The organism is Gemmatirosa kalamazoonensis (assembly GCF_000522985.1).
GTDB classification, from domain to species: domain Bacteria; phylum Gemmatimonadota; class Gemmatimonadetes; order Gemmatimonadales; family Gemmatimonadaceae; genus Gemmatirosa; species Gemmatirosa kalamazoonensis.
Genome location: NZ_CP007128.1, coordinates 4,929,999 through 4,947,509, shown reverse-complemented (window position 1 = coordinate 4,947,509; position 17,511 = coordinate 4,929,999). Strand labels below are relative to the sequence as shown.

The 17,511-nt window shown below is 72.2% G+C and carries 19 protein-coding genes; 5 read left to right on the top strand and 14 right to left on the bottom strand.

Annotated features, from left to right (window positions below):
• Nucleotide 1 precedes the first annotated feature (1 nt).
• From J421_RS33710 to queC, 5 genes are all read right to left on the bottom strand, one after another.
• A complete protein-coding gene (locus J421_RS33710; RefSeq protein WP_201773060.1) occupies nt 2–526 on the bottom strand; it encodes a family 1 glycosylhydrolase in 525 nt (174 codons plus the stop codon).
• On the bottom strand, nt 523–1,818 hold the full coding sequence (locus J421_RS21425) for a glycosyltransferase (RefSeq protein ID WP_158508867.1): 1,296 nt from the start codon (nt 1,816–1,818) through the stop codon (nt 523–525). Before J421_RS21425 ends, J421_RS33710 begins: the two co-directional genes overlap by 4 nt.
• 166 nt (nt 1,819–1,984) lie before the next feature.
• Nucleotides 1,985–2,818 (bottom strand): C40 family peptidase, encoded by an 834-nt coding sequence (locus J421_RS21420; protein ID WP_025413225.1) that lies wholly within the window; start codon nt 2,816–2,818, stop codon nt 1,985–1,987.
• Between the two features lie 222 nt (nt 2,819–3,040).
• Nucleotides 3,041–3,709 (bottom strand): 7-carboxy-7-deazaguanine synthase, encoded by a 669-nt coding sequence (gene queE / locus J421_RS21415; protein WP_025413224.1) that lies wholly within the window; start codon nt 3,707–3,709, stop codon nt 3,041–3,043.
• Nucleotides 3,706–4,416, bottom strand: a complete 711-nt coding sequence (queC, locus tag J421_RS21410; RefSeq protein WP_025413223.1) for a 7-cyano-7-deazaguanine synthase QueC — start codon at nt 4,414–4,416, stop codon at nt 3,706–3,708. Before queC ends, queE begins: the two co-directional genes overlap by 4 nt.
• Nucleotides 4,417–4,585: 169 nt before the next feature.
• Between queC and J421_RS21405 the strand changes: the two genes are divergently transcribed.
• Both J421_RS21405 and J421_RS21400 read left to right on the top strand, forming a co-directional pair.
• Nucleotides 4,586–5,374, top strand: a complete 789-nt coding sequence (locus J421_RS21405) for a TerC family protein (protein WP_025413222.1) — start codon at nt 4,586–4,588, stop codon at nt 5,372–5,374.
• A gap of 36 nt (nt 5,375–5,410) precedes the next feature.
• Nucleotides 5,411–6,916, top strand: coding sequence for a complex I NDUFA9 subunit family protein (locus J421_RS21400; protein WP_025413221.1), 1,506 nt, complete (start codon nt 5,411–5,413; stop codon nt 6,914–6,916).
• Nucleotides 6,917–6,926: 10 nt separating this feature from the next.
• Here the strand turns inward: J421_RS21400 and J421_RS21395 are convergent, their stop codons facing one another.
• Both J421_RS21395 and J421_RS32970 read right to left on the bottom strand, forming a co-directional pair.
• Nucleotides 6,927–7,430 (bottom strand): thiol-disulfide oxidoreductase DCC family protein, encoded by a 504-nt coding sequence (locus tag J421_RS21395; protein ID WP_025413220.1) that lies wholly within the window; start codon nt 7,428–7,430, stop codon nt 6,927–6,929.
• Entirely contained in the window at nt 7,427–7,804 is a 378-nt protein-coding gene (locus J421_RS32970; RefSeq protein WP_025413219.1) for an OsmC family protein, read from the bottom strand. Before J421_RS32970 ends, J421_RS21395 begins: the two co-directional genes overlap by 4 nt.
• Nucleotides 7,805–8,009: 205 nt before the next feature.
• Between J421_RS32970 and J421_RS21385 the strand changes: the two genes are divergently transcribed.
• Nucleotides 8,010–8,669, top strand: a complete 660-nt coding sequence (locus J421_RS21385; protein ID WP_025413218.1) for an outer membrane beta-barrel protein — start codon at nt 8,010–8,012, stop codon at nt 8,667–8,669.
• A 191-nt stretch (nt 8,670–8,860) separates the two neighbouring features.
• Nucleotides 8,861–9,394 (top strand): inorganic diphosphatase, encoded by a 534-nt coding sequence (locus J421_RS21380; protein WP_025413217.1) that lies wholly within the window; start codon nt 8,861–8,863, stop codon nt 9,392–9,394.
• A gap of 7 nt (nt 9,395–9,401) precedes the next feature.
• Here the strand turns inward: J421_RS21380 and J421_RS21375 are convergent, their stop codons facing one another.
• Nucleotides 9,402–9,947 (bottom strand): outer membrane beta-barrel protein, encoded by a 546-nt coding sequence (locus J421_RS21375; protein ID WP_104022917.1) that lies wholly within the window; start codon nt 9,945–9,947, stop codon nt 9,402–9,404.
• Nucleotides 9,948–9,976: 29 nt separating this feature from the next.
• On the bottom strand, nt 9,977–11,128 hold the full coding sequence (locus J421_RS21370) for a c-type cytochrome (RefSeq protein ID WP_104022916.1): 1,152 nt from the start codon (nt 11,126–11,128) through the stop codon (nt 9,977–9,979).
• A 193-nt stretch (nt 11,129–11,321) separates the two neighbouring features.
• On the opposite strand from J421_RS21370, the gene J421_RS21365 reads away from it, so the two are divergent.
• A complete protein-coding gene (locus J421_RS21365; RefSeq protein WP_025413214.1) occupies nt 11,322–11,966 on the top strand; it encodes a helix-turn-helix transcriptional regulator in 645 nt (214 codons plus the stop codon).
• 3 nt (nt 11,967–11,969) lie between these two features.
• Here J421_RS21365 and J421_RS21360 read toward each other — a convergent pair whose 3' ends face one another.
• The 5 genes from J421_RS21360 to J421_RS21340 form a co-directional block, all read right to left on the bottom strand.
• Entirely contained in the window at nt 11,970–13,190 is a 1,221-nt protein-coding gene (locus tag J421_RS21360) for a putative DNA modification/repair radical SAM protein (RefSeq protein ID WP_025413213.1), read from the bottom strand.
• Nucleotides 13,191–13,265: 75 nt separating this feature from the next.
• On the bottom strand, nt 13,266–13,844 hold the full coding sequence (locus J421_RS21355) for a DUF2628 domain-containing protein (RefSeq protein WP_025413212.1): 579 nt from the start codon (nt 13,842–13,844) through the stop codon (nt 13,266–13,268).
• On the bottom strand, nt 13,841–15,010 hold the full coding sequence (locus J421_RS21350) for an agmatine deiminase family protein (protein WP_025413211.1): 1,170 nt from the start codon (nt 15,008–15,010) through the stop codon (nt 13,841–13,843). Before J421_RS21350 ends, J421_RS21355 begins: the two co-directional genes overlap by 4 nt.
• Before the next feature lie 3 nt (nt 15,011–15,013).
• A complete protein-coding gene (locus J421_RS21345) occupies nt 15,014–15,976 on the bottom strand; it encodes a carbon-nitrogen hydrolase (protein WP_025413210.1) in 963 nt (320 codons plus the stop codon).
• Nucleotides 15,977–16,133: 157 nt separating this feature from the next.
• Nucleotides 16,134–17,441: a glycerate kinase type-2 family protein gene (locus J421_RS21340; protein ID WP_025413209.1), complete on the bottom strand. Its 1,308-nt coding sequence runs from the start codon at nt 17,439–17,441 to the stop codon at nt 16,134–16,136.
• Between the last annotated feature and the right edge of the window lie 70 nt (nt 17,442–17,511).

Genomic DNA, 17,511 nt, shown 5'->3' with positions numbered 1-17,511 from the left:
TTCAGCAGCGCGCGCGCGCGAACGACCGGTCGTCGCGCGCATGCGGGTACCAGAGCCCATACAACGCGCTGAAGCGCGCGGTCGTGAGCGGCTCGTTGATCGGCGTCCAGTCCTCGACCCACGGATGCCGGCTCGCGACGGCGTGCGCGAACTCGGCCAGCCGCTCGGGCAGCGACGTGTCGAGGAGGCTCGTGTCGCGCGGCCCGCTTCCGTGGTGCAGCAGCGTCACGATCGGCCGCACGCCCAACGCGCGCAGCCGCTCGAGCCGGCGATCCACCCACGCCCAGTCGGCGCGCGCGAGCCCCTGGGGCGCGACGCGCTCCCACAGCACCGGCTGGCGCAGCGCCGTGACGCCGAGCGCGGCGAGCCGGTCGAGATCGTCGTCGCGCTCGGCGTGGCCGCCGAGCGCAAGCTGATCGCGATACCGGTCGCCGACCCGGTTGACCGTGCACTCCACGCCGGCCCACAGCTCCATCATCGACCCGCCGGCTCCGTTCACCCGCGCCGTCATGGCGCGAGCGGTCAAGCGGTCATCCCCTCACCACCCACCGCCTCGAGAAGCGGCGGGACGGCGCGACGCGCGGGCGCCGCGGCGGGCTTCGTCGCCCCGGCGGCGAACGGCGCCAGGTGCGCGTCGACCAGGTCGGTCGCGTCGAGCGCGTCGACGATGATCGCGCACATGCGGGCGACGATGGAGTCCCACGTATGCTCCTTCGCCATGCCGATGCCGCGCGCGATCAGCTCGGGATCGGGCGCCGTGAGCGCGACGCGCACCGCGGCGGCGAAGTCCTGCACCGTGTCCGCCACGGACACGACCGGCGTGAAGTGGTGCAGCACGTCGGCGATCGGCGTCGACACGATCGGCTTGCCGGCCGCCATGTATTCCAGCGTCTTCGTCGGGTTGATGTACTCCGTCGCCTCGTTCAGCGCGAACGGCATCAGGCACACGTCGAACGCCTTCGCGTACATCGGCAGCTCGGCGTACGGCTTCTGTCCGAGCCAGCGGATGTTAGGCGCCTGCGGCAGCTCGCGCGGGTCGACCTTCACGACGGGCCCCACCATCGCGACCACGCAGTCGGGATGCGCCTCGGCGAGGCCGCGCACGAGATCGTAGTCGATGCGCTCGTCGATCACGCCGTAGTAGCCGAGGATCGGCGCGTCGACGTCGGCGAGATCCGTGGGGCGCGGCAGGTCGGAGCGGCGCGCCTTCGCGAAGTGCGCGGAGTCCACGCCGCACCCGAAGAAGTGCACGTTCGGGTGCCGCTTCGACTTCGAGAGCCACAGCTTGTGCCCGCCCGTGAACACGACGTCGGCGCGCGCCATCAGCATGCGCTCGCGGTCGACCAGCTCGCGCGGCGCGAAGCGGAACTTCGACAGCTCGTCCATGCAGTCGTACACGATGCCGCGCTCACCGAACGCGCCGATCATCGTGGGCGCCGGCATCGGCGTGTAGAACCACTGCACGGGCGCCGTGAAGCGGCCGCCGAGGGCGCCACCGCGCGCGAGCGCCGCGAGCAGCAGCGTCCGCACCTCCGCGAGCGCGCGGTCTCCGTGGTCGCGGAGCGTGGCGGGCAGCACCGGCACGGCGCGCGTGACGTTCGGCGCCGGCGTGGAGAGATCGAGCCGCGCATGCGACAGATCGTCGGCGAACAGCGGCTCCTCGACGAACAGCACCGGCACCGACTCGGCGAAGCGCGACAGGAGCTGCTGCGGGCGTTGCCACACGAAGTCCCAGCGCAGGTGGCTGTGAACGATGAGTGGCGCGTCGAACGTGGGGACGACGCGAGTCGCCCGGTCGGATCGATCGGTGCGGATCATGACGACGGATTCGGTGTCGGGGACGCCGCCGCGCGCGGACACGCGGCATAACGCCCACCCAAAGTGCAAGTGCTGTTCCGAGGACTCCGCGACACGTGCCGCGCGAAACGGGCCGGCGTCCCATCAAGGGAGGCCGGCCCGCGCCGTTCGAGCGTGAGATCGCGTGTCAGAACTCGCTCTGTGCGCTACCGCTCTTAGCCTCGTTGTCGGCGATGAGCCGCCGCGCGCCCTGCCACCGGCGGAACAGTCGACCGTTACGCTCGATCGTCGTCTCGATGATGCGCCCCGACGTCACGCTCGCGTGGATGAAGTGGCCCTCACCGAGATAGATGCCGACGTGCGACACCTTCTGGCCGCGGCCGAACGTCAGCAAGTCTCCGGGACGCAGCAACTTGCGGTCGCGCGGCACGGCCGTGCCGACGCGCGCCTGCTGCGCCGCCGTGCGCGGCAGCCGGATGCCTAACGCTTCCATCGCGAAGCGCGCGAACGAGCTGCAATCGAGCCCCTTGTCCGGATCGTCGCCGCCGAACACGTAGCGCGTGCCGAGCTGGCTGCGCGCCCGCGACATCATCGCCGACAGCAGGCGTTCGGCGGACGCGCTGAAGCCGCTGAGCGGCTTGCCGTCGGTTCCCTCGGTCGGCGCCGCCACGGTGGGCAGGGAGGCGAACGCCTGCTCCATCGTCTGCCCCGGCTGGAGCAGCAGCTCGGCCGAAGGGATCTCGGGGAACGCGGCCGGCAGGGTGGGGAGCAGCGGGCCGGCGGCGACTTCGGCGTGGGGGTGGGGGCGCGGCTTCGCGCTCGTGCGCGTGGCGGTCGCGCGGTGGGGCTTCGTCGGGCGGCGGGGCTTCGGCTTCGGCGCGGCCTGGTGCGCGCGGATCGCCGCGGGTGCGGCGAGGGCGATCGAGCCGGCGGTGCTCAGACCGGCGCCAAGCAGCAGGGCGCAGCGCAGGGTCCGGAGCAGTGGGCGACTCGGTGGAAGGGAGAGGCGGAGGGGGGGCACGGCGGGGGGAGCCTCGTGACACGACGCGCGGACGCCGGAAACCAGGAGGGCCGGTCCGGCGGGCAGCGACGTGAACGTAGCCCCGCGGCTCCGTACGGCAGAACCCGAAAAGAACGGTGTTTCGTCGACCGCCCTGACCGCGTGGTCAGGAACCGCGGGGATTGCCGGACCGGGGCCCGTGCGTGGTTCCGGAACGTCTGTCCGACCGGGCCCGGCGGGTCGTCAGCGGAGGCCGACGACCTTGTGCGTCTGCACCGAGAGCCGCCAGCGCGGATGGGCCAGACAGTACGCGATCGCGGCCCGGGTGTTCTCGGCCAGGTCGGGGCCGTCCATCGGCTGGAGGAAGAAGTGGCGGAACGACAGCCGCTCGAAGTGCTTCGGCTGCGCCTCGGCCTCCCGCTGCGGGTAGACGAGCTTCAGCTCGTCGCCGGCGGTGACGGCGAGCGTCGTCCCGGCTTTCGGGCTGACGCAGATCCAGTCGAGCCCCGCGGGCGCCGGCTGGGTGCCGTTCGTCTCCACCGCGACCTCGAAGCCGGCCGCGTGCAGGGCGTCCACCGCGGCTTCGTCGAGCTGGAGCAGCGGCTCGCCGCCGGTGCACACGACGAGCGGGGCGACGCCGCCCGTCCACGCCGCATCCGGCAGCTGGCCGGTGCCCGCGGCCCATCGCTCGGCCACGGCGTCGGCGAGCGCCTCGGCGCTCGCGAAGCGGCCGCCGTCGGGACCGACGCCCACGAAATCGGTGTCGCAGAAGCGGCACACGGCGCGGTGGCGGTCGGCCTCGCGCCCCGTCCACAGGTTGCAGCCGGCGAAGCGGCAGAAGACCGCGGCGCGCCCGGCGTTCGCGCCTTCTCCCTGGAGCGTGTAGAAGATCTCCTTGACCGTGTAGCTCATGCGTAGCGAATCGGGTCCGTCGCCCCCGCCTCGGCGAACCCCTTCAGGCGCAGCTGGCAGGCGTCGCAGTGCCCGCACGCGGCGCCGTCGGGCGTCGGATCGTAGCAGCTCGTCGTGTCCGCGTAGTCGACGCCGAGCGAGAGACCGAGTCGGACGATGTCCGCCTTCGTGAGGTCGAGGAGTGGCGTGCGGATGCGCAGCGCCGTCTCGCCGCGTGCGGCGGCCTCCACACCCGCGCGGGTCGCGAGGTTCGCCATGCGCTCGAACGCGCGCACGTACTCGGGGCGACAATCGGGATACCCGCTGTAGTCGTACGCGTTCACGCCGATGAACACGTCGCGCGCGTCCGAGACCTCGGCCAGCGCGAGCGCGTACGACAGGAAGATCGTGTTGCGCGCCGGCACGTAGGTGATGGGGACTCCGTCGGTCGCGAGCGACGCCGCGGGCCGGTCCTTCGGCACCGCGATGTCCGCCGTGAGCGCGGAGCCGCCGAACACCCGGAGGTCGATGTCGACGACGACGTGTCGCGCGACGCCCCACCGCGCGGCGATGCGCCGCGCCGCGTCCACCTCGTGCGCGTGCCGCTGGCCGTAGCGGAACGACAGCGCGTGCACGGCGAAGCCCTCGCGCACGGCGACGGCGAGACACGTGGTCGAATCGAGGCCGCCGCTGAGCAGCACGACGGCGGGAGGCGTGGGATCGGTCACGCCGTGAAGCTAACCGGCCCGGAGCGCGCGCCGGACCTAGGTCCTAGGGGGGCTCCCCCCCTTCACCCAGGGTAGCACGCGTGCACGGCGACGTCGGTACCATTCCGGCGCGCGTCGTCGCATCCTGACGCGTTCGCGCGCCGCGCCCGCCTCCCGAGCCCCGACGACGATGGACTTCCTGACCGACCCGAACGCGTGGCTCGGCCTGCTCACGCTCACGCTGCTCGAGGTCGTCCTCGGCATCGACAACATCATCTTCCTCTCGATCCTCGCGGCGAAGGTCGAGCCGGCGTCGCAGAAGATGGCGCGACGCCTCGGCCTCGCGGGCGCGTTCGTGACGCGCGTCGGCCTGCTGCTGAGCATCAGCTGGCTCGCCCGTCTCACGACGCCGCTGTTCGCGCTCCCCGCGCTCGGGTTTCTCGAGGCGGAGGCGCGCGAGGTCACGGGACGCGATCTCATTCTCGTGATCGGCGGCCTGTTCCTCATCGCGAAGGCGACGTACGAGGTCCACGGGAAGCTCGAGGGGGAAGGGCAGCACGGCCCCGGTGCGAAGAGCGGCCGCAGCTCGCTGGTCGCCGTCGTCGCGCAGATCGCCGTCGTCGACATCGTGTTCTCGCTCGACTCGGTGATCACCGCGGTGGGCATGGTGAACAACGTCGCCGTGATGATCGCCGCGAACGTGATCGCCCTCGCGTTCATGCTCGGCGCGGCGGGCCCGATCTCGACGTTCGTCGACCGGCACCCGACGGTGAAGATGCTCGCGCTCTCGTTCCTCGTGCTCGTCGGCACGAACCTCGTCGCGGAAGGGCTCGGCCAGCACGTGCCGAAGGGCTACACGTACTTCGCGATGTTCTTCTCGGTCGCCGTAGAGATGCTCAACATCCGCGTGCGGTCGAAGGGGCAGCCGGTGAAGCTGCGGGAAGGGGAGACGATCGAGGAGGGGATGGTCGGCGAGTAGTCGCCCGCTGGCCTGCTCCCTGCACCCTCGCGCCACATGCGCATTCTGGTGACGGGTGGCAGCGGGGTGGTGGGCGAGGCGACGGTGCGCGCCCTCGTGAAGCGCGGGCACACGGTCCGGCTGTTGACGCGGCACGCCGACGAGGCGGCGCGCGAGTGGCCCGACGGCGTGGAGCCGCGCGCCGGCGACGTGACGCGCCCCGACACGCTGCACGGCGCGGCGGACGGCTGCGACGCCGTGCTGCACGTCGTCGGCATCGTCGACGAGTCGCCGCCCGACAGCACCTTCGACAAGGTGAACGTCGAGGGAACGCGCCACGTCGTGCAGGAGACCGCGCGCGCGGGCGTGCCGCACCTCGTGTACGTCTCGTCGCTCGGCGCGGAGACCGGCGAGTCGCCATACCACCGGAGCAAGAAGGCGGGCGAGGAGATCGTGCGTCGCTTCGGCGGCCGGTGGGTGATCGTGCGGCCGGGCAACGTCTACGGCCCGGGCGACGACGTCATCTCGCTGCTGCTGAAGATGGTGCGCACGCTGCCCGCGGTGCCCGTCATCGCGGGCGGCGACCAGGAGTTCCAGCCGGTGTGGGCCGACGACGTCGGCGAGGCGCTCGCGGCGGCGGTGGAGCGCGCCGACCTCGCGGGCAAGGCGCTCGACGTGGCGGGCCCGGAGCGCACGTGCGTGAACGACCTGCTCGACCGCTTCGGCCGCCTAACGGGGCGCGAGCCGACGCGCATCCCGGTGCCCGGCATGCTCGCCGGCCTCGGTGCGCGCGTCGCCGGTGTACTCGGCGTGGAGTTCCCGGTGAACGACAGCCAGCTCACGATGCTGCGCGAGGGAAACGTCATCGAGCCGCCGAAGCGAAACGCGCTGCTCGACGTGCTCGGCGTACGGCCCACGGCGCTCGACGACGGGCTGCGTCGGCTGCTCGACGCGCTGCCCGAGCAGCTCCCCGAGCAGGGCGTGGGCCCGCTGCACCGCAAGCGCTTCTGGGCCGACATCCGCGACGCCACCGTCGACGCGAACGCGCTGTTCGCGCGCTTCTGCCAGGACTTCGACGAGATCAGCCCCGATCAGATGCACGTCGGTGCGGAGCCCGGCACGCCGACGGCGGTGCGGGAGCGCGGGCAGACGGTGACGATGTCGCTGCCGATGCGCGGCAACGTGCAGGTGCGCGTGGCCGAGCTGGGCCCGACGCTGCTCACGCTGCAGACGGTGGAGGGGCATCCGCTGGCCGGTGCCGTGCGCTTCACGTTAGGCCCGCCGCCCACGCCGGTCGACACGGGCGTGCTCCGCTTCCAGGTGGAGCTCTACGACCGCGCGGCGAACGTCGTCGACTGGCTCGCCATGGCCACCGTCGGCAATCGCATGCAGGACGCGACGTGGCGCGAGACGATCGAGCGCATCGTGCGCGAGAGCGGCGGCACCGCGGAGGCGGGCGTGCAGACGGACGAGGCGACGCTCGACGGCCCGGACGCGGAGGGCGTCGAGGCGTGGCTGCGCGAGCTGGCGTTGTCGGAGAAGCAGGCCCGCAACACGCCCTGAGCGCGCGCCGTTAGGCGCCGTCGCCGAAGTCGACGAGATCCAGCTGCGCCGTGCAGTGCTCGCCGCAACCGAGCCGGTAGCGGTTGCGCGCGAACCAGCGATAGAAGCGGTCGACGAGCGTGTGCACGAGCGGGATGCGGAAGATCCACGAGATCAGCCGTCCGCGCGGCATGATGTCGATGATGCGCTCCACCGCTGCGGCGCCCATCCACGTGCGCCCGCCGGGCCCGATCAGCTGCACGCCCTCCGCGTAGGCGCGCGCCGGGATCCACGGGAACCGCGCCGCCACGCCGGCCATCTGCGACGGCACGATCTCGAGCAGGTGCGCGTTGCGATCCCACGCGCGCAGCAGCGCGACCATCTTGCCGCACACCTTGCAGTGGCCGTCGTACACCACCGTGTACGGCCGGCCCTCGCCGACGCCCGACCAGCCCGCGGTGAACGACGTCGGCGACTGCGCGGCGCCGTCGCGCGGCCGACCGCGCACCGTGAACTGCACCACCGGCACGCTCACGCGACCGCGCCCTCGACGCTCACCGCCGTGTGGCCGTGCGACAGCGTCGCGTGGATCGGGCAGAGCGCGGCGGCGCGCTTCGCGGCCTCGAGCCGGTTCGGCGGAAGGCTCTTCCACGTGAACGCGAGCTTCACCGTGTCGAGCCGATGCGGCTTCTCGGCGAACGTCCACGACACGTCGATCACGAGGTCGTCGAACGGGATGTTCGCGTGCGTCGCCCACGACGCGAGCACGGAGAACGTGCACACGGCGAGCGAGCTGCCGAGCATGTGGAACGGCGAGTACTGCCGCTCGGCCGAATCGGCGTCGATCGTCAGCAGGCCCGGCGCGGGCTCGTAGCGGATGGAGTCGTCGGACAGGAGCGTGATCTTCACGGCGCGTCGGCTGGTGCAAGGAGCAAGCCCTCCGCGTCCCTCGGAGGACGCCGATCTGTCACCCGCGCCGGACACCGGGTGCTGGCAACGCCGACGCAAGGCGATGCACGGTAACGACTTGCGCGCGCGGCACGGGCGGCCCCGAAGCTGCCTTACCGGGGGCCGGTGCCCGCGGCGTCGCGGGCAACGTGACCCGGAGAATCCCATGCATCGGTCCATCGTCAACGCCCGCTCGGTCGCCGTGCTGGCCCTCGCCCTCGTCGCCGCGCCGCTCGGCGCGCAGCAGCGTCAGCCGGCCGCCGCACAGAAGGCGACGGTGTTCGACGTGACGCCCTACGCGGGCTACATGCATTTCGGCGACATCATCAACGGCCCGCTCGGCACGAGCCTGAAGAGCGCGAACGCGCCCGTCGTCGGCGCGCAGCTCGGGCTCTCGATGGGGCCCAACGTCGGTCTCGTCGGCAACGTCGCGTACGGCTCGTCGAACCTGCAGGTCGGCGTGCCGATCCTCGGCGGCGTGAACATCGGCGGCACGAGCAAGCACGTGATCTACGATGCCGACGTCGAGCTCCGCATGCCCATGCAGAGCGCCGGCGCCGCGCAGCAGTTCACGCCGTTCGCGCAGCTCGGCGTGGGCGCGATCACGACGAAGTTCCAGGAGTCGGTCGTGAAGACGTCGTCCACCAGCTTCGCCGGCAACCTCGGCGCCGGCGTCGACGTCACCGTCGGACGCGGCTTCGGCGTGCGCGCGATGGTGAAGGACTACGTCGGCCGGTTCGACGCGCTCGACAACACCGGCCTGCCGGTGAAGGGCAACACGACGAACAACATCGCCGGAAGCGTCGGGCTCCGCCTGTCGTTCTGACGGCGTGCCCGCTTTGACGGGGCTCCACGTACGAGTGTTGGCAGGACTGAAGGAGGACTGAAGAAGGAGAACACCAACGGAGTTGTTGGTCCTTCTTCAGTCCTCCTTCAGTCCTTCTTCAGTCCCATGGAAAGTCGTACGTGGAGTCCCGCCGGGCGCGCCTGGCTCGTGGAGTGCAGGAGCTGCATGGCATGCCGGAACTGCATCCGCTCCTCCGCCTTCCTCCGCGCACGGACGAGGGCACCGTGAACGTGGTCGTGGAGACGCCCGGCGGCAGCGTGCACAAGCTGAGCTTCGATGACGAGCGCGGGGTGTTCGTGCTCAAGAAGTCGCTGCCGGTGGGGATGACGTTCCCGCACGACTTCGGCTTCGTGCCGCGCACGAAGGCCGGCGACGGCGACCCGATCGACGTGCTCGTGCTGCACGACGGTCCCACGCTGCCCGGCGTCGTCGTCGAGGCGCGGCTCGTCGGCGTCATCGAGGCGGAGCAGCGCGAGAAGGGCGGCCCGCCGCAGCGCAACGACCGGCTCATCGCCGTGGGCGTGAAGTCGCGCACGTTCGGACGCGTTCACGAGCTCACGCAGCTCCCGCGCGAGCTGGTGGACGACCTCGAGCGCTTCTTCGTCTCGTACAGCACCGCGCTCGGCAAGGAGCTCCGACCCCTGGGCCGCGCCGGCGCGGAGCGCGCGGAGGCGCTGCTCGACGAGGCGGTCGCGAAGCGTTAGGCCGCCGCTAGAACAGGAGCCCGAGCGTCACCGGGAAGTAGTGCAGGTCGGCTCCCGGCTCGGCGACGCTGTGGAAGCGGGCCTCGAGGAACGTGCGGAGCCCGAGCCCCGTGAGCTTCGTGCCAAGCCCCGCGTTCCATCCGAACTTGGTCGCCGTGCCGCACCGCGCGTCGCCCGAGCACGCGAGGTGGTACGCGCCGGCGCCCGCGATCACGTACGGCGAGAACGCCGTCCGCCACGCCGGCATCCGGTACGTCACGTTCAGCGTGCCCGACGTGACCGACTGCGACGCGCTCGACACGCTCGACGCGGTCGTGCCCTTGAAGCCGAACCGGTTGTACGCCGCGTCGAGGCGAAGGCCTAACGGCTGCATCGGCGAGCCGAGCGCGAACGTGCCCAACCCGTGCCAGCCGGTCTCCACGCCGTCGGCGAGCGCGCCCTGCGGCACCGTCACGCCGCCCGCGAGGCCCACCATCAGGGGACGCTGCGCGCCGGCGACCGACGCCGCGAGCGATGCGCCTAACGCCATGCCGATCCGACCACAGCGCCGCATGTCGATCCTCCCGTGTGTAGCCGAGACGCTCAGAGCGACTTGAGGTACTCGCGCAGATCCTTCCGCTGTCTGCCGGACAGCTTGAGACCGAGCGCCCGGTCGTAGTGCTCCACCACGTCGTCGAGCGTGCGCGCGCTGCCGTCGTGGAAGTACGGCGCGTGCTGCCAGAGGCCGCGCAGCGGCGTGGTGCGGTACTGCTTCGCCGTCGTGCGCTCGGCGTACCGCGGATCCATCCCCGTCTCCGACGCGGCGTGCAGCGTGCCGGCGTTGTTGTCGGTGAGGCTGTCCGCGGTGTGGCACCGCGCGCAGTTCGCGTCGAACACCGCCTTGCCTCGGCGCGCGGCGGAGCCGTTCACGAGCGCGCCCGGTGGCGGCGCGGCGCCGATCGCGTGCTGGTAGGCGCGCAGCGCGGCGAGCTTCGGCGTCACCATGTCCGGCTCCTGCACGATGTTCACGCCGAGCCGCGGGTCGGAGAAGTTGCCGTGGCCGTGCATCTGCGTCACGGCGACGTACGCGTTCCAGTACGAGATGGGCCCCTCCGCGGTGTACGTCTCGTTGGTCACGCCGGCGAGGCCGTACGCGGGCGGCAGCACGAGCGGCGTGCTCTTGCCGTCGAAGTTGAAGCGCGGGTCGTAGGTCCCCGTCGGCCAGGTGCGCAGCACCGCCTTCTGCTCCTCGGTGAAGTTCGGGAGCATGGCGAGGATCCGTCCGACCTTCAGGTCGCGGTTGGGCCACCCGTCGAGCCGGTGGCCGATGCCGGGGAGCAGCGCGTTGTCGACGGTGGAGTGGCACAGCGCGCAGGTGATCCCGATGCGCTTGATGTGCTTGCCCTCGAACTCCGCCTTGATGCCGACGACCGCGTTCTCGCGCAGCAGCTCCTTCGTCCCGCCGACACCGAGCGGGTTGTGGAGGATGAACTTCGCGAGGTTGAGCCGATCCATGTCGACCTTTAGCCCGAGGCCGAGCGCCTCCAGGGGTTGGATCTCCCGCTCGACCACCTCGTGCAGCCGCGCCGTGTCGGTCCAGAACTGCTCGTCGCCGAACGTGTCGTAGCGGAAGATGTCGCGCCCCTGCCGCTGCACCTCGTCGGCGGGCTTCACCGTGGGGAACTGGCGACAGGCGGCGAGTGCGCCGGTGAGCGCTGCGCACGCCACCGCGACGAGGGCCGGGCGTCGAGTCATCGTCGAGACTCCTCCAGCGACGGGAATCACGTACGGGAAGCATCCCGGGGACGGAGGCGCTGCAGAAAATATTCCAGATAAACTCAGAGTTATGGTGTTATCCGGCCAGCGGCAGAGACGATGCAGAGGTGCGGCGACAGCGCTCTAGATTGGGCGCGCCCGGTCCCATCACCGCCGCCCGTACGTCGCGTCGATGTCGCTTCGCCTTCGCCACCAATTCCTCGAGAGCCCGCGCGGGCGGATCGCGACGCTCCTGCGCCGCAGCGCGCTGACGGTGGACGAGATCGCGTCCGCGCTCGCGCTGAGCCACAACGCGGTGCGCGTGCAGCTCATGGCGATGGAGCGCGACGGCCTCGTGCGGCGTCAGGGGACGCGCCGCGGACCGACGCGGCCGTCGGCGGTCTACGAGCTGACGCCGGAGCTCGACCAGCTGCTGTCGCGTGCCTACGTGCCGCTGCTCACGCATCTCGTGAGCGCGCTCGCCGAGCGCACCACGCCCGAGGAGTTCGACCGGGTGATGCGCGAGGCGGGACGCGGGTTCGGGCGCGAGCTCGTCGCGCTCGTGCCCGACGCGCCGCTCGACGAGCGCGTGGCCGCGGCGAGCCGGGTGCTGAACGCGGAGCTCGGCGCGCTCACCGACGTGGAGCACGGTGCGGCGTCGCTCAGGATCCAGGGACGCGGCTGTCCGCTCGCCGCGCTCACCGGCAAGCACCCCGGCGTCTGCCACGCGATCGAGAGCGTGCTGGTCGAGCTGCTCGGCGACGGTGCTGCCGTGCACGAGTGCTGCGACCGCAGCGCGCGGCCCCGCTGCTGCTTCGAGATCCGAGCGTCTGCCTGACGCCTAACCGGCGGCGGCGAACAGATCGAGCTGGTCGCGCGGGCGCACCAGCCGGTCGCGCAGGTCGGGCGCGTCGAGCAGGCGCAGCGCGGGGTTCGGGTCCGCGGCGTGGACGAACGGCAGCACGCGCGCGACCGGGACGTGCAGCGTGAGCAGGTCGGTGGTGCGCAGGCGCCGCCAGCGGCGCGCGGTGAGGATGCGCTCGACGGCCATGCGTCCGAGCCCCGGCACGCGCAGCAGCTCGCGCCGCGTCGCGCGGTTGAGGTCCGCGGGGAACGCGTCGCGATGACGGAGCGCCCACGCGAGCTTCGGGTCCAGGTCCAGGTCGAGGTTCGGCGCATCGTCCGGCACCAGCTCGTCCACGGCGAACCCGTAGTGCCGGAGCAGCCAGTCCGCCTGGTAGAGGCGGTGCTCGCGGGCGGCCGGCGGCGCGGCGTCAGGCACCGCGTCCCCCGCGCCGACGATCGGCACGTACGAGCCGTAGTACACGCGGCGCAGCCGCTGCCGCTCGTACAGCGCGGCGCTCGTCCCGAGGATCTGCGCGTCGGTGGCGTCGTCCGCGCCGACCACCATCTGGGTCACCTGCCCGGCGGGCGCGAACGACGGTGCGCGCACGCTGCGGCGCTGCGCCTCGTGCGCCTCGGCGATGCCGTCGCGGATGCGGTCCATGGCGCGCGTGATCGTGACGAGCCGCCGCCCCGGCGCGATGGCATCGAGGTGCCGCTGGGTCGGCAGCTCCACGTTCACGCTGAGCCGGTCCACCCACTTGCCGGCCTCCGTGAGCAGCTCGGGGCTCGCCTCGGGGATCGCCTTCAGATGGATGTAGCCGGCGAAGCCGTGATCACGCCGCAGCGTGCGGGCGACGTCGGTGAGCTGCTCCATCGTGAAGTCGGCGCTCCGCATCACGCCCGAGCTCAGGAACAGCCCCTCGATGACGCCCTGCCGGAAGAGGTCGAGCGTGAGCCGCACGATCTCGGTCACGGTGAACCGCGCCCGCTCGACGTCGGCGGAGCGGCGGTTCACGCAGTAGGCGCAGTCGTGGATGCAGTGGTTCGTGAGCAGCACCTTGAGCAGCGCGACCGTCCGCCCGTCGGCGGCGATCGCGTGGCAGATGCCCTGGTCGGGCACGGACGACTCCCCGGGCGCGCCGGGCAGTCGGCGCGCGCAGGGCGCGTCGAATCGGGCGGCGTCGGCGAGGATGGCGAGCTTGCGTCGGGTATCCATCGGGGTGGGGGCTCGTGATTCCGAGCAACGTACACCCGAAGAATACCCGAAGATCCACCCTCGCGCCGCTGGGCCTCAGGGCGCCGAGCCGGTGGACATCACGAGGCCCGCGACGGCCATCATGACGACGACCACCACGACGCCGGTGACGTTCACCCGACCCAGCCGGGTGAGGATCAGCTCCAGCGTCTCGGCGTCCGGGGCGCGCTGCTCGGCGAGCATGATGGCGGCCCGTGCTCGGCGGAACAGGAGGTAGTTCGCGGTGCCGCCGGCGAGCACCATAGCCGCGAGCTGCACGCCGAGCAGCACCAGCCGGAAGTCCCGCATGAGCTCCGGGTTCGCCGAGATGTCGGCGGCCTTCGGCGGCTCCCCCTTCCAGAGCAGCCCGAACACCATGCCGGGCGCGATCCAGAAGAAGACGAACGGCAGGTAGAGCTTCCGGTACAGGAACCAGATCGGCGAGAACAGCGCCGCGGACCAGTTCCACGTCGGCTGGAAGCGCGGCTCCGCGAAGAACGGGGCGAACTTCCGGCGGTACGTCTCCCAGCGCGGCCCGATGAACGTCTCGTACTGCAGCTCGAGCGCGGACCCCGGCGCCGGCGCGCCGCCCTGCGGCTTCGGCCGCGCCCAGGTGGGAAGCGGTGGCTCCGTCATCGCGCGCCGCGTCCGGCCGGCTGCTGCTGCGTCAGGCAGTGCAGCGTGCCGAGGCCCCACACGAGGTCCACGGCGTGGATGCCCACCACGTCGTGCTGCGGGAACAGCCCGGCGAGCGTGTTGAGCGCCACGCGGTCGTTGCGATCGTTGAACGTCGGTACGAGCACGATGCCGTTGCCGATGTAGAAGTTCGCGTAGCTCGCCGGCAGCCGTTCGCCGTTCATCTCGACCGCGCGCGGGAAGGGCAGCGTGACGATGCGGAGCGCCCCGTGCGTGCCGCCGGCGAGCCGCAGCCGGTGCAGGTTGTCGAGCGAGCGGCGGTGGTTCTCGTCGGTCGGATCCTCCTCGTGCGCGAGGACGACGGTGTCGGGCGCGACGAAGCGCGCGATGTCGTCGATGTGACCGTGCGTGTCGTCGCCGACGCAGCCCTCGCCGAGCCAGATCGTCTGGCGGATGCCTAACCACTCGCGGAACGCGCGCTCGTAGTCCTCGCGGCCGAGTCCCGGGTTGCGCACCTGGACGTCGCTCAGCAGCCACTCCTCGGTGACGAGCAGCAGCCCCTGGCCGTTCGTCTCGATGCCGCCGCCCTCGAGCACGAGGCGCCCCTTGCCGTCGGGACGCTGCGGCTCGACGCGCGGCAGCCCCGTGACGTCGGCGATGGCGCGGCCGACGAGCGCGTCGTGCGCGTAGTTGTCGTACTTCGCCCACGCGTTGAACGCCCAGTTCGCCCACGTCACTCGCCCGTCGGCGCCGAGCACCCCCGTGGGCGCGGAGTCGCGGAGCCACACGCGATCGTTCGGCGCGACGTGGAGGCGCACGCGGTGCGCGCCGGGGCGGGGCTCGTTCACCACCACGCCGTGCGCCGCGAGCGCCTCGCGCGCGGCGTCGCGCACGGTGTCGTCGTGGCAGAGGATCTCGACCGGCTCGTGGCGGTGCAGCGCGCGCACGATCTCGGCGTACACCCACGGAATGGGGCCGAGCTTCCCGGGCCAGTCGGGCTCGTGGTGCGGCCACGCGATCCACGTCGCGTCGTGCGGCTCCCACTCCGCGGGCATGCGTAGCTCGGGACTCGGGACTCGGGACTCGGGACTCGGGTCCCGCCGGAAAGCGCTCGTTAGGCCCCGAGTAGTGGGGCCGATCTCACCGGAGCCGAGGTCGTCGCGCATGCGTCAGCGAGTCCCGAGTCCCGAGTCCCGAGTCCCGAGTCCCGACGCACCGATGTAGCGGTTGAGGATCGGCTGGTACGCGTCGACGCGGCGGTCGCGCAGGAACGGCCAGTTGCGGCGCACCTCCTCCTGCAGCTTCGGATCGCACGTGTGTACGAGCACCGCCTCGTCCGTCCCCGCCTCCGTCACCACGCGGCCGAACGGGTCGGCGATGAACGAGTGGCCGAAGAACTCGAGCCCGTTCGTGCCCGGCTCGGGCTCGAAGCCGACGCGGTTCGGCGACGCCACGTACACGCCGTTCGCGATGGCGTGCGCGCGCTGCGCCGTGCGCCACGCCTCCACCTGCGCCTGGCCCCACGTGTCCTTCTCCGCCGGGTGCCACCCGATCGCGGTGGGATAGAACAGCACGTCGGCGCCTAACAGCGCGGTGATGCGCGCCGCCTCGGGATACCACTGGTCCCAGCACACGAGCACGCCCACGTTCGCGTAGCGCGTCTTCCACACCTTGAAGCCGTTCGCGGCGCCGCCCTTCTCGCCGTGGTAGTCGAGGTGCGCGTCGCCCGGTGTGAAGTAGTACTTCTCCTCGAACATCGGGTCGTGCGGGATGTGCATCTTGTCGTACACGCCGAGGATCTCGCCGTCGGCGTCGATGACGACCGCGGAGTTCATGTACAGCCCCGCGGCGCGCCGCACGAAGATCGGCACGATGATGACGATCGCGAGCTCCTTCGCGAGCGCCTGCATCGTGTCGGTGATCGGCCCCGGCACCGGCTGCGCGAGGTCGAAGTGCTCCACCTTCGTCGACTTCGCGAAGTAGGGCGTATTGAACAGCTCCTTGAGGCAGACGATCTGCGCGCCACGGGCCGCGGCCTCGCGGATGAGCGACACGGCGCGCGCGACGTTCGCAGCCTCGTCGTCCGTCGCGTGATCCTGGATGATGCCGATCGTGAAGGGAGAAGCTCGCATGGCGGGAGAATCTAGCGGCGCATGCGGGGCGAGCTGAACCCGCGGCGACCACGTCGACTGCGGTCCGCGGCGCTCGGCTCCGCGAGGAGCGGGCCTCCTCGAGGTCTGGTACGCGGATCGTGAAGATCGACGGATCGTTCGATCCGCTATCCGAACCTCATGGAGCGTCGCTCCTCGAGACGGTCGGCTCCGGCGCCGCGACGCATGCGATGACGAGGTCGGCCACGTTGGTCCCCGTGGGTCCGGTGCGCAGCAGCGCGCCGGCCGCGTCGAGCGCCGCGTGGCTGCGATGTGCGGCGAGGTCGGCCGCCGGATCGCGACCCGCCGCCAGCATCCGATCCCACGTGTCGCCGTCCACGATCGCACCGGCCGCGTCGGTGGGGCCGTCGCGCCCGTCGGTGCCCGCGGCGAGGAGCACGACGCGCGCGCCGCGAATCGACTCGGCCGCCGCGAGCGCCAGCTCCTGCATGCGTCCGCCGCGCGCATCGGGGCCCGCGTCGCCGAGCGTGACCGCGGGCTCGCCACCCCACACGTGCACGACCCGTCCGCCTAACGGCAGCGACTCGGCCGCGGCGCGCAGCGTGGCGCCGATCGCCGCGCCGAGCGCGCGCGCCTCTCCCGCGAGGCGCTCGTCGTGCGCGACGGTGTGAAAGCCAGCGGCGCGCGCGGCGTCGGCGGCGGCGCGCACCGCGGTGTCGTTGTCGGCGAGCAGCTCGATGCGCACGCGGCGGAACGCATCGTCGTCCGCCGGCGGCACGTCCGGCTCGCCGCGCGCGGCACGCTCGAGGCGTCGGCGTACGCCGTCGGGCACGCGCGCCCATGCGCCGATGGCCTCGAGCTGTGCGATCACGTCGGCCGCGGGCGTCGCGTCGGGCGCGCATGGTCCGGACCCGACGAGGGCCGCGTCGTAGCCCGGCACGTCCGAGAGCACGAGGCACGCGACGCGCGCCGGGGCGAGCGCGACGGCGAGACGTCCCGCGCCCCATCGCGCGACGCGGCGGCGCACGCCGTTCACGAGCGCGATGTCGCCGCCGGCGCCGAGCAGCACGCCGGTGAGCGCCGCCAGCTCGTCGGGGCCGACGTCCGGCACCGGTGCGCCGACGAGGCTCGACGCGCCGCCGGATAGCAGCACGACCGCGAGGTCGTCGGGACGAACCCGTGCCGCTGCCCGGACGACGGCGTCGGCCGCGGCGCGGGAGCCCGGACCGGGCACCGGGTGGTCGCCGACGACGGCCTCCAGCGCGGGATGGGGCGGCGCGCCCGGGGTGGCCGCCACGATCACCCCGCCGGCCGGGCAGGCGCCGCGCCGCGCGAGCGCCTCCACCGCCGCGCCGGCCATCGCGTGCGCGCCCTTGCCGATCGCGAGGAGGTGGACGCCGCCCGGAGGGTCGGGCAGCGCGATCCCATCGAGGGTGACGGCGGTCACCGGCCCGGGGTGCACGGCCGCGAGCGCGGAGGAGAACATCTGACGCAGCAGCGCGCCGTCGTGTCCTCCCGGGGGCACAGGAGAGGACACCGCTACGGACGCTCGGGAG